At 45.8% G+C, this 12,436-nt stretch carries 11 protein-coding genes; 10 read left to right on the top strand and 1 reads right to left on the bottom strand.

Annotation, left to right across the window (positions count from 1 at the left end):
- Positions 1-143 precede the first annotated feature (143 nt).
- A complete protein-coding gene (locus ACMA1I_RS02630; RefSeq protein ID WP_337066697.1) occupies positions 144-1,346 on the top strand; it encodes an aspartyl protease family protein in 1,203 nt (400 codons plus the stop codon).
- 152 nt (positions 1,347-1,498) lie between these two features.
- Here ACMA1I_RS02630 and ACMA1I_RS02625 read toward each other — a convergent pair whose 3' ends face one another.
- On the bottom strand, positions 1,499-1,777 hold the full coding sequence (locus ACMA1I_RS02625) for a hypothetical protein (protein WP_337066695.1): 279 nt from the start codon (positions 1,775-1,777) through the stop codon (positions 1,499-1,501).
- 565 nt (positions 1,778-2,342) lie between these two features.
- Between ACMA1I_RS02625 and ACMA1I_RS02620 the strand changes: the two genes are divergently transcribed.
- The 9 genes from ACMA1I_RS02620 to argH all read left to right on the top strand — a co-directional run bounded on the left by ACMA1I_RS02620 (position 2,343) and on the right by argH (position 12,052).
- Complete coding sequence (locus ACMA1I_RS02620) at positions 2,343-2,987, top strand: GNAT family N-acetyltransferase (protein WP_337066694.1); 645 nt, start codon at positions 2,343-2,345, stop codon at positions 2,985-2,987.
- 9 nt (positions 2,988-2,996) lie between these two features.
- Complete coding sequence (locus ACMA1I_RS02615) at positions 2,997-4,196, top strand: argininosuccinate synthase (protein WP_337066693.1); 1,200 nt, start codon at positions 2,997-2,999, stop codon at positions 4,194-4,196.
- Positions 4,193-5,194: an N-acetyl-gamma-glutamyl-phosphate reductase gene (argC, locus tag ACMA1I_RS02610; RefSeq protein WP_337066692.1), complete on the top strand. Its 1,002-nt coding sequence runs from the start codon at positions 4,193-4,195 to the stop codon at positions 5,192-5,194. Before ACMA1I_RS02615 ends, argC begins: the two co-directional genes overlap by 4 nt.
- Before the next feature lie 283 nt (positions 5,195-5,477).
- On the top strand, positions 5,478-6,605 hold the full coding sequence (locus ACMA1I_RS02605) for an aspartate aminotransferase family protein (protein ID WP_337066691.1): 1,128 nt from the start codon (positions 5,478-5,480) through the stop codon (positions 6,603-6,605).
- A gap of 10 nt (positions 6,606-6,615) precedes the next feature.
- Entirely contained in the window at positions 6,616-7,569 is a 954-nt protein-coding gene (locus tag ACMA1I_RS02600) for an acetylornithine carbamoyltransferase (protein ID WP_337066690.1), read from the top strand.
- A gap of 50 nt (positions 7,570-7,619) precedes the next feature.
- Positions 7,620-8,414 carry an acetylglutamate kinase gene (gene argB / locus ACMA1I_RS02595; protein WP_337066689.1) on the top strand — a complete coding sequence of 265 codons (795 nt, stop codon included), beginning with the start codon at positions 7,620-7,622 and terminating at the stop codon, positions 8,412-8,414.
- 267 nt (positions 8,415-8,681) lie between these two features.
- On the top strand, positions 8,682-9,497 hold the full coding sequence (gene proC / locus ACMA1I_RS02590; RefSeq protein ID WP_337066688.1) for a pyrroline-5-carboxylate reductase: 816 nt from the start codon (positions 8,682-8,684) through the stop codon (positions 9,495-9,497).
- Between the two features lie 2 nt (positions 9,498-9,499).
- Entirely contained in the window at positions 9,500-10,573 is a 1,074-nt protein-coding gene (locus ACMA1I_RS02585) for a M20 family metallo-hydrolase (protein WP_337066687.1), read from the top strand.
- Positions 10,574-10,720: 147 nt separating this feature from the next.
- Complete coding sequence (gene argH / locus ACMA1I_RS02580; protein ID WP_337066686.1) at positions 10,721-12,052, top strand: argininosuccinate lyase; 1,332 nt, start codon at positions 10,721-10,723, stop codon at positions 12,050-12,052.
- Positions 12,053-12,436: the final 384 nt, after the last annotated feature.

The raw sequence follows: 12,436 nt of genomic DNA, 5'->3' as shown, positions 1-12,436 counted from the left end.
TATTGCTGATTTTTTAGCAGGAACGTATAGCTAATTAAGTGTGTTGTAAAAGTAGCGCACGACATGTGGCTGTAGAATAATAGTTGTGAGGGGCCATGACAAAAAGAGGTTTTTCTTCTTTGCTTTGTCTTTACCTGTTTTTCATGATAGGTACTGAAACTCATGCCCAATTCATTCTTAACGACACTGTTTCGTTCACCTCCAAAAGAAAGAGCGTTGTTGTTCCTTTTCATTTCATCCATAACCTGATGGTTATTCCGGTGCAGATCAACAACTCACCGCCGCTAAACTTCATTTTAGATACTGGGGTAAAAAATATTCTCATAACGCATCTCTATTACACCGACTCTTTAAACCTGAACCACGCTTCCGAAATAGTTATCAAAGGGCTCGGCACCGGCGATACTTTAAAAGCCTTTTACTCCAGAGGTAATTCGCTCAAGATGAAAGGCATTGAAGGCAGGAACCAGGATGTTTATGTAATGAAAGAAGATGTTTTTCATCTTTCGGCGCGTATGGGCATGCCCATACATGGCATCATTGGCTACGATATCTTTAAGAATTTTATTGTAAAGATTAACTACAGTTCGCGCCATATCACTTTGTATAGGCCGGATGCCACCTTAAAACCGCACAAGCGGGGGGAGGTGTATCCGCTGTACCTGGAGCGCGACAAGGCGTATATTTTCGCTAATGTGCGGCAACACAGCGGCGATACGGTGCGGGTGAAACTGGTAATAGACACAGGAGCCAGCCATTCGCTGTCGTTGTACCTGCCAAGCCACAACCGGCTGTCGTTGCCGCCTAAAGTAATGGAGGCTTATCTGGGCAGAGGATTAAGCGGCGATGTAAATGGGAAGATAGGGCGCATCAACAGTTTTTCTATAGGGCGCCACGAATTACAGAACTTACCTGCTTCTTACCCTGATGAGGCATCTATTCAGGCCGCCATGCAGATTTCCGACCGGAACGGGAACCTGGGATCAGACATACTGAAGCGATTTACCGTTATCTTCGATTACCCTCACAGCCAGATGACGCTGATACCAAACAAGCGTTACAAGGAGCCCTTTCATTATAACCTGGCAGGTTTCGAAGTAAGCACGCCCGTTGTAGGCATGAAACTTTACGAAGTGGCCTACGTGGTAGATGGTTCACCGGCTCATAAAGTTGGATTGAAGGAAGGCGATCAGATTCTAAGCATTAACGGCCAGAACTGCTTCTCTATGTCGCTTTCCGATGTGTTGGGTTACCTGGAGAAAGGGCCTGGCAAAAAGCTGAGGCTAAAGCTGTACCGCGAAAAAGAGGTGCATCAAGTTGTCCTGACATTGCAGAACAGAATTTAGAAAGCAGATACCCGTCCTACACAAGGCACTCGTTATAAATTGTTTGCTGAATTATTCGAATGAAAAAGCCCTTCCGGAGACAAAAAGCTGCTTTAAAATCCTAGTGTAACTGAGGGCTAGGGTCATGCTACATTCAAGCAAATTTATTTACCTTACACCGCCTGCATATCTACTACAATCTGAAGGAAGAGTAACAACACAGCTAACCCGATCAGGAACAAACCGGCATAGAACCTTACTTTGGGTACAGGTTGCAGGTAGGTGTTGCCTTGCTCATCCTGTTTGGTGAGTTTATAATCTGTGAGCAATAAGCCGTTACCAAAGCTAAGCCAGATCGCGGCCATTAAAATGTCGCGGTTAAGTATAAGTGAAACTGTGCCAATGGCAGAAAACAAGAGCCCGAAAAAAATCCGAATTGTTAAGTTTTTCATGAAAGAAACTGCTAAAAGCGGCAAGTTAGGGTTTTGTGTTAAAAATATTATCGAATTTAATGCACTATAATGTCCCTGCTGCTGTTTCTGGCATAAGAGTTGTAAATTAAGCACTACAACAAGGCGGATCAACGAATCCTTGCGAAGTGGAAAAACGGTGCAAATAAAAAAAATAGATTTAACACTTGTATTTCCCAAAAATTATAAGAAACATTTGTGCTTCTAATTGGTATAACCATAACAAATACCATTACTTCAAGACAAAAAATGAAAAAAAAGCCGGTTTTATCATCTGATATGATAAATCATTCCTTCACCGGGAATGCGTCTTTTTCTATCCTATCAAGTAGGATAGTTTTTAGGGCACCGCAGATGCTATTTTGCTACAGGCCCTAGGCCGATGCGCTTACCGATTGCCTACGTGGGAATCATTCCTCCATCTACATCTTTTGCGTAACGTTTGTAACTGTACCTGAACGTACAGCCATTCGATTCGTATTATTCGTATTCTCTTTTTTCTGTTCATCAGCTGTGTAGGGCACAGTATTTTTATATTTTAATGGTTATGAGCAACCAATCAGGTTTTAATATTCTGGTTGCCGATGGGCAACACATCTCTTACGCACAGCAAATCTGCGACGAGATGGAATCTTCAGCAAAAGCAAGAGGTACTGGTATAGCCAAACGATCGCCGGAGTACCTGAAGCAGAAAATGCTGGAGGGAAAGGCTGTTATTGCGCTCCAGAAAGATGGCACGTGGGCTGGGTTCTGTTATATAGAAACATGGGGGCACGGAGAGTACGTGGCCAACTCTGGCCTTATCGTATCGCCTGATCTGCGGAAAAGTGGTTTGGCGAAGCAAATTAAAAAGAAGATATTTGAGCTTTCGCGCACCAAGTACCCTAACGCCAAAATATTCGGCCTGACCACGGCGCTTGCTGTCATGCGGATCAACTCTGAGCTGGGTTATACTCCTGTTACCTACTCTGAGCTAACCGACGACGAAGCTTTCTGGCAAGGTTGCAAGAGCTGCGTGAACTATGAGATTCTTACCATGAAAGGCCGCAGCAACTGCCTTTGCACAGCCATGCTGTTCGACCCCGCACGCGAAAAAAAGGCTAATGCCGCAATAGAGCAGAAGGCTCCTTTAGCGGCGAGTCAGAATGTAGAGCACGTAAGAAGCTCAGACCTAGAACTGGTATATCAATAAACCCTTATAATGAAAGACAAAGTAGTATTAGCCTTTAGTGGCGGACTAGATACATCGTATTGCGTAAAGCACCTGAAAGAAGAAAAAGGTCTTGAGGTTTATTCGGTGTTGGTAAATACAGGCGGTTTTACAGAAGAAGAACTGAAAGAGGTAGAGGAGAGGGCTTACTCGCTTGGCGTGAAAGAACACACCACCCTCGACGAAACCGCATACTACTATCAGAGCTGCATTAAATACCTGATTTTCGGAAATGTGCTCAAAAACGGTACATATCCTTTATCGGTGAGTGCGGAGCGCGTAACGCAGGCCATTGCCGTAGCCCGCCATGCGCAGCAAGTAGGAGCCTCTTATGTTGCCCACGGCAGCACAGGTGCCGGTAACGACCAGGTGCGCTTCGACATGATCTTTCAGATGATGATTCCGGATGTGGAAATTTTAACTCCTATTCGCGACAACAGACTCTCTAGAGAAGAGGAAATTGCATTCCTGAAAAAGTATGGCGTTGAATACGACTACAAAAAAGCGCAATACTCTATAAACAAAGGGATTTGGGGCACATCAGTTGGCGGTAAAGAAACCCTTACATCACATTTACCACTGCCCGAAGAAGCTTACCCAACGCAGTTGAGCAAGCAGGAGCCGGAGCATGTGACTTTACACTTTGTGAAAGGAGAGCTGGTTGGTCTTAACGACAAAACTTGCGAAAGCCCGGTAGCAGCTATTCAGGCGCTGCAGGAAATGGCTGGTCCGTTTGCTATTGGCCGCGACATCCATGTAGGCGATACAATTATTGGTATTAAAGGTCGTGTGGGTTTTGAAGCCGCTGCCCCAATCATTATCATTAAGGCACACCATACACTGGAAAAACACGTACTGACCAAGTGGCAGCTCTATTGGAAAGACCAACTATCGGCCTGGTACGGTAACTGGCTGCATGAAGGACAGATTCTGGACCCTACCATGCGCAACATTGAAGCTTTTCTGCAGGATACGCAGCAGAATGTAACGGGCAAGGTGCAAGTGCTGCTCGCGCCTTACCGCTTTCAGGTAGAGGGCATAGAGTCGGATCACGACCTAATGTCTTCTAAATTCGGCCGCTATGGCGAAATGAACAACACCTGGAGTGGCGAAGATGTAAAAGGATTCTCTAAGATATTCGGAAACCAATCCGTGATGTACCACAAAATCAACGGATCTACATTAAAATGACAGATATAATAAAGGCAGGCATTGTGGGTGGAGCAGGATATGCAGGTGGAGAGTTACTCCGCCTGCTACTGCTCCACCCACAAGTCTCTTTAGCGTTTGTGCAAAGCCGCAGCCAGGCAGGTAAACCTGTATCAGAAACCCTTCCTGATTTACTGGGAGAAACAGATCTGATTTTCTCAGCTGAGGCCGACGAAGCGGTAGATGTATTGTTTTTATGCACAGGCCATGGTGAGGCCAAAAAATTTTTAGCAGCTACTACTGTTTCTACTTCTACAAAAATAATAGACCTTAGCCAGGACTTCCGATGGAACGAAGGCACGGCAACAGCAAATGTAGAAGCCGATGGCAGAACCTTTACCTATGGCTTACCTGAACTTCAGCGTAACCAGATACAGGAGGCGCAGCACATTGCTAACCCAGGCTGTTTTGCCACTGCCATACAATTGGGCCTGTTGCCTCTGGCAGCTGCAGGTAAACTGACTTCCGACGTCCATGTGAGCGGCATTACCGGTTCTACTGGCGCCGGACAAAGTCTTAGCCCTACTTCGCATTTCAGCTGGCGCACCGAAAACATTTCTACCTACAAGGTTATGGAGCATCAGCACCTGCGTGAGATTAACCGCAGCCTGAAGCACCTGCAGCCGGGGCAGGGATCCACTATCCATTTCATTCCATACAGAGGTCCTTTCTCCCGAGGCATCTTTATCACCTCTTACCTGCAAACGGAGTTAAGTCTGGAGGAGGCGCAGCAATTATATAGGCGCTACTACGAGTCACATCCGTTTACCTTTGTAACGGAGCATAACCCGGATCTGAAACAGGTCGTGAACACCAACAAATGTATTTTGCACCTGCAAAAGCACGGCAACATGCTCGTCATTACCAGCATGATCGATAACCTCCTGAAAGGAGCGGCAGGACAAGCTGTACAAAACATGAACCTGCTGTTCGGCCTGGAAGAAACTGCCGGACTCAAGCTGAAGCCAGCTGCGTTTTAATTTAATTTTTGATTGTTTTTTGTTGATTGTTAGGTTGTTGTAAGGGTTAATTGTTGATCAATTATACTGTCCTTTCTGACCAGCTTGCTTATTTAACGTTGCTCCTGAGTAGCTGCACCTAAGGGTGCGGACTATTGTAGTGAATCGATTTAATAAGAATAATTCTTATGAAATGGAACAAGTTGAAGATTAAGTGCATCAGCGCTAATACAACTGCAAATAAGCAAGCATCTAACCTTCAGGCCATTTGATAATCAACAAAAACCATCCAACAACTATAAAGATGAATCTTTTCGACGTATATCCTCTTTTCAATATTGAACCTGTTAAAGCATCCGGGCTGAAAGTCTGGGACAAAAACGGTGTTGAGTACCTCGATTTGTATGGCGGCCATGCCGTTATTTCCATAGGCCACAGCCACCCCGCTTATATCCAGCGCATTCAGGAGCAACTGCAGCAAATTGGCTTTTATTCGAATGCGGTAAAAATGCCGCTTCAGGAAGAGTTAGCAAAGAAACTGGGTAAACTTAGTGGATATGAAAGCTACAGCCTGTTTTTATGTAACTCCGGCGCTGAAGCCAATGAGAATGCTCTGAAACTTGCCTCTTTCCAGACAGGACGTAAGCGAGTTATATCGTTTACAAATTCTTTTCACGGTCGTACTTCTGCGGCAGTGGCGGCTACAGATAACCCTAGTATTATTGCGCCTATCAACGAAACCAATAATTTCCTGTTTCTCCCATTCAACGATATAGCTGCTGTGGAAGAAGCTTTTCAGAAAGAGGAGTTTGCAGCCGTTATCATAGAAGGAATTCAAGGAATAGGAGGCGTGTACATTCCTGATCCCGCTTTTCTGGAAGCCATTGCAGCGCTTTGTAAAAAAAGCGGAGCACTCCTTATTCTGGATGAGGTACAGTCGGGTTACGGCCGTTCCGGCAAGTTTTTCGCGCACCAGTACACAGCAGTTCAACCCGATATCATTACAGTAGCCAAAGGCATGGGCAATGGCTACCCCATCGGTGGCGTATTGATTAGTCCTGAGATAAATGCCAAGCACGGTATGCTGGGCACCACTTTTGGGGGTAACTATTTGGCTTGCGCTGCTGGCCTGGCTGTGCTGGAAGTGTTGGAGGAAGAAGACCTGCTGACAAATGCGACTAACGTTGGCAATTACCTGATGGAAGAACTGCAGAAGGTGGAGGGCGTGAAGGAAGTACGAGGACAAGGCCTGATGATAGGTGTGGAGCTTCCGGAACCATGTGGTCCCATTCGCAACAAGCTTTTGAACGAGTTTAAAATTTTCACTGGCTCTGCCAATAACAAAAATACATTACGTTTACTGCCTGCTTTATCTGTTACCAAAGAAGACGCAGATAAATTTTTAGCAGCCTTTAAATCACTGATTTCCTAACCTCAGAACTATGAAAAATTATACCTCTGTGCACGATGTGGCTGATGTGGCTGCGTTGGTAAAAGAGGCGCTGGAAATGAAAAAAGCGCCACTTGCTCATAAAGAATTAGGCACAGGCAAAACTTTAGGCCTCATTTTCCTTAACCCCAGCTTGCGCACCCGCCTCAGCACCCAAAAAGCTGCCCTAAACTTAGGACTGAATGTAATGGTGATGAACCTCGACAAGGAAGGGTGGGCATTGGAGACGCAGGAAGGCGTGGTGATGAACGGCACAACAGTAGAGCACATAAAAGAAGCTGCAGCTGTAATGGGCCAGTATTGCGATATATTAGGCTTACGTTCTTTCCCAAAGCTGCAAAGCAAAGAAGAAGATTATAGCGAAGATATACTGAACAAGTTTATCAAATATACCGGGGTTCCGATTTTAAGCCTGGAATCTGCTACCCGGCACCCCCTGCAGAGCCTGGCTGATTTAGTAACTATTACTGAACACAAACCGGAAGGTCGCCGACCTAAAGTGGTGTTAACCTGGGCGCCGCACGTAAAGCCGCTGCCTCAGGCTGTACCGAACTCGTTTGCAGAATGGATGTGCGCAGCAGACGTTGACTTTGTAATTACGCACCCGGAAGGTTATGAGCTTGAAAATAGCTTTACCGAAGGTGCCACCATAGAATACGATCAGGAGAAGGCACTACAAGATGCCGATTTTATTTATGTAAAAAACTGGTCGTCTTACAAAGAGTACGGCAAAATATTATCGGATGGCGAAGGCTGGATGATGACCAACGAAAAGCTGATCAATACGAACAATGCCAAAGTGATGCACTGCCTGCCGGTGCGACGTGGATTAGAACTGAGCGATGAAATTCTGGACGGACCAAACTCGCTGGTCATCCAGGAAGCAGGCAACCGGGTGTATGCCGCTCAAGCGGTGCTGAAGCAACTGCTGGAAAATTCGAAGTAAAACAAACCCGTCAGGATCTTAAATCCTGGTGGGTTTAAACCTATCAACTCGTGCAAACCTTACACATTATAAAAATAGGCGGCAATATTCTGGATTCGCCTGCTAAACTGGAAAGCTTTTTACTTGATTTTGCAGCACTGCCAGAGCCAAAGCTGCTCATTCATGGTGGTGGTAAAATAGCATCCACTATAGGTAAGAAACTCGGTATAGAGCCAAACATGGTCGAAGGAAGACGCATTACCGATGCCGAAACCCTGAAATTGGTAACAATGGTTTATGCCGGTCTGGTTAATAAGAATGTAGTGGCACAGCTCCAGAGCATGAGCTGCAACGCCATAGGTCTTACCGGTGCCGATGCTAACATTATACCGGCCTCCAAACGCCCTGTTAAACAAATTGATTACGGTTTTGTAGGCGATGTGGCAGGTCCTGAAACAATCAACGCCACGGTGTTGGACACTTTTCTGAAAAGCGGCCTTACACCTGTTTGCGCTCCGCTGACTCATGACAAGGTAGGAAACCTGCTCAATACTAATGCTGATACCATTGCCTCTGTACTGGCTACAGCCATGGCGCATTTGTACCAGGTGAAGCTTATCTACTGCTTCGAGAAAAAGGGGGTCCTGCAGGATGCAGACAATGATGAATCAGTGATCTCGCGCATAAACAAAAAATCTTATAAGCAGCTTAAAGAAGATGGCATCGTGACATTAGGCATGATTCCAAAATTAGACAATGCTTTTGCGGCGCTGGACCAGGGAGTAAGCGCGGTCATAATAGGAGATGCAGCCGAAATTAATACCATAGTAGCAGGAGGAGAAGCCGGAACACTGATCAGCTTATAAATTGTAGTTCAGCAGCAGACGGACCGGGGAATACTGTTAGAAGTAGACATATTGAATTTATAGGGAATAGCACTGGTCACCTTCTGGTGACCAGTGCTGCCTTGCCCTTGATTGTTTTTTCTTTAAATAGCTCCGGAAGCCCTTTTTCATTAGCAGAATTTGTGTTGATGAAAGCAATATACCGGTGACTACAGTTCCAGGATGCTCCTCAAAATAAACAAGGCAAATAGAATTAGTGGTACATTGTATCCATAAACCAAAAGGACAATGAGTACAGAAAATAAAAAAGTAGCCATACTGGGAGGCGGCAACATGGGAATTGCCATTGCCAAAGGCATGGTGGCCTGCGGAAAATATCATGCCGAGAACATCACCCTTACCCGACGTAACCTGCGTCAGCTCGATGACTTGGCAAAAGAAGGCTATAAAGTATCGAACAACAATGCCTTGGCTGTGGTAGAGGCAGACATTATTATTCTGAGCATCCTGCCTCAGCAGCTCGACAGCGTACTGGACACCATTTCTGAAAGTGTAGACCCAAAGCGGCACTTGTTCATTTCTATTGTAACAGGAGTTGCAGTTGGCGACATCGTGCAACGCTTAGGCAAACCAGTGGAAGTGATGCGGGCCATGCCAAACACGGCCATTGCCATACGAGAATCTATGACCTGTTTGGCCGGTAACGCTTCTGCAGAGAATCAGGCCCTGGTGAAAGATATTTTCGACTCTGTGGGCGAGACTGTAGAAATTGAAGAAGAACTTATGTCTTCGGCTACAGCACTGGTAGCCTGTGGCATTGCCTTTTTCCTGCGCTCTATTCGGGCGGCGGCACAAGGCGGTACAGAAATTGGCTTTCATGCAAAAGACGCTCTACGAATGGCCGCTCAAACTGCAAAAGGAGCAGCCTCTTTACTGCTCCAGAATAGCAGCCATCCCGAAAATGAAATTGATAAAGTTACCTCGCCAAAAGGCTGTACTATTGCCGGATTAAACGAAATGGAGCACCATGGCTTCAGCTCTGCCATGATCAAAGGCATTAAGTTATCATCTGCTAAAGCAGAGCAATTATACCACAAAGAATAAAAATGACGGTTCAGGCACTATACGGGGAGGCGACAAAGCTGCTGCAAGAGCTGATTTCTATACCATCTTTTAGCAGGGAAGAAGACAAGACGGCAAACGCAATTGCACAGTTTCTGGAGCAGCACAGGGTGGAAAAAGTACACCGGAAACTGAACAACGTTTGGGCCTTTAATAAGCATTATAATCCCGATCGTCCGACTCTGCTGCTGAACTCGCACCACGACACGGTAAAGCCGAACACGAGTTATACCCGCGATCCCTTTGCGCCAACTGTACAAGACGATAAGTTGTACGGCCTGGGCAGCAACGATGCTGGCGGTTGCCTGGTGTCGCTGCTAGCGACATTTTTATACTTTTATGAAAAGGAAAACCTGGCTTATAACCTCGTAATAGCAGCAACCGCAGAAGAAGAAATTTCTGGTAGAAACGGCATTGAGCTGGTGGTGGCCGAGCTGGGACCGCTGGAAGCAGCCATTGTGGGAGAACCTACGCTCATGCACCTGGCTATTGCCGAAAAAGGTTTGTTGGTGCTCGATTGCGTGGCCAAAGGAAAATCTGGGCATGCGGCACGGGAAGAAGGTGTTAATGCTATATATGAAGCACTTCCGGATATTCTATGGTTCAAGGATTATAGGTTTCCGAGGGAGTCTGCTTACCTGGGGCCTATAAAAATGTCGGTTACGATGGTGCAGGCAGGAACGCAGCATAATGTGGTGCCGGACCAGTGCCAGTTTACCGTAGACATTCGCCTGACAGATGCGCATAGTATGGAGGAGGTGCTGCAAATTGTTAAAGACAATGTAAAGGCGGAAGTAACACCAAGGTCAATGCGCCTGCGCCCGTCATCCATCGCAGTAGAGCACCCTTTGGTGCAGGCAGGATTGAAGCTGGGCCGCAACACGTATGGTTCTCCTACCACCTCTGATCAGGCACTGCTTTCTATTCCGTCGCTCAAACTTGGTCCCGGCGACTCAGCCCGATCACATATGGCAGACGAATTTATTTACCTGCACGAAATTGAAGAGGGCATCGGACTGTATGTGCAGATACTAGAGCAAGTAGTTTATAGACGCTAGAATTTAGATATTAGATAATAAAACTTCATTTTAACTTTAATCAAACCTAAATTCACCTTCCTTTTATCACTTACCTCTATTTCTGTTACTTTTGCCCTAATAACTTTTAATCTAAAATCTAATATCTAGCATCTAACATCTTATAAAATGAAACTCTGGCAAAAGAACACAAGTGTAGCATCAGAAATAGAGAAATTTACCGTAGGAAAAGATCCTGATTTTGATCTGCAACTGGCTGCTTTCGATGTGCTGGGTTCGCTGGCGCACACGCGTATGCTGGAGAGCATTGGTTTGCTTGAAGAGGCGGAGTTGGTAGAATTGCAGCGTGAACTTAAAAATATTTACCAGAGCATCCAGAAAGGTGAGTTTGCAATAGAAGCAGGTGTAGAAGATGTGCATTCGCAGGTAGAGCTGGAACTGACCAGAAGGGTTGGAGACGCTGGCAAGAAAATTCATAGCGGTCGTTCCCGCAACGATCAGGTGCTGGTAGACCTTAAATTGTTTTTCCGTCACCAATTACAGCAGACGGTGCAGCAGGTTCAAAATCTGTTTGAAGTGTTGATTCAGCAAAGCGAAACGCACAAAGATAAACTGCTGCCTGGATACACCCACCTGCAAGTTGCCATGCCCTCCTCCTTCGGCTTATGGTTCGGCGCCTTTGCCGAAAGCCTTGTAGACGACATACACCTGCTACAGGCAGCTTACAAGATAACTGATAAAAATCCGCTTGGGTCTGCGGCTGGTTATGGTTCTTCTTTCCCGCTCAACCGCCAGATGACGACTGACCTGCTGGGCTTTGAGTCGCTAAACTACAACGTGGTGTATGCCCAAATGGGACGAGGCAAAACAGAGCGTGTAGTGGCAGTAGCCTTAGCTTCGGTGGCCGCCACGTTGGCGCGTATGTCTATGGACCTTTGCCTGTACATGAGCCAGAACTTTGGGTTCGTAACACTGCCTGATAACCTGACTACTGGCTCCAGCATAATGCCACACAAGAAGAACCCCGATGTGTTTGAAATAATGAGGGGCAAGTGCAATAGGCTGCAGGCAATACCAACAGAGGTTACCATGATGCTCGTGAACCTGCCATCTGGTTACCACCGCGAACTGCAATTGCTGAAAGAGTGCCTCTTTCCGGCGTTTACAGAACTAGAGAATTGCCTCCAGATGATGACGTTTATGGTGCAGAACCTGCAGGTGCGGGATAACATCATGGAAGAAGAGAAATACAAATATGCTTTTAGTGTAGATGCCGTGAATGCCGAAGTCCTGAACGGGGTACCCTTTAGAGATGCCTATAAAAAAGTTGGCACTTCGATAGAGGAAGGTACCTTTACAGTGCCAGCCTCTGTTACACATACCCACGAAGGCAGTATCGGCAACCTTTGTAACGATCAAATTCAGCAGCTTATGCAACATGCAATTGCTTCGTTCCATTTCGAACGTGCCGAAAAAGCACTGCAGGCACTGGTAAGTTAAGCCTTGGCTTGTATATATAGAAAACAGCTCCGGAAGGCCATTTTCATTAGAATAATAATTTACTTTCTGGTTGTTAATTGGCTTAATTGTTTAATGGTTAATTTAAGGAAACCCTTAAAACTTCCCAAGGTGCGGAGCTCCAGCGAGTGTCTGGGAAAGCAGTAGGCTTCGTAACTGATTCAATAAATCTAACATCTATAATCTAGCATCTAAGGTCTTATAAAAGCCTCCGGAAGGCCATTTTCATTAGAATAATTGTACATGACTCATCCCGAATTTTAGTTGATTGGGGATAGAAAAGGAAGAACCTCCTGTTAAAGTGGTAGAGATATCACTTAAAGCAGGAGGTTCTTTATGTCTAGACAAGTTAATAACGCAGGCACT

Origin of the sequence: Pontibacter sp. 13R65 (genome assembly GCF_047525655.1) — a bacterium.
GTDB lineage: Bacteria > Bacteroidota > Bacteroidia > Cytophagales > Hymenobacteraceae > Pontibacter.
The sequence above is the reverse complement of the archived record's forward strand: the minus strand, read 5'-3'. Positions and strand labels throughout refer to the sequence as shown.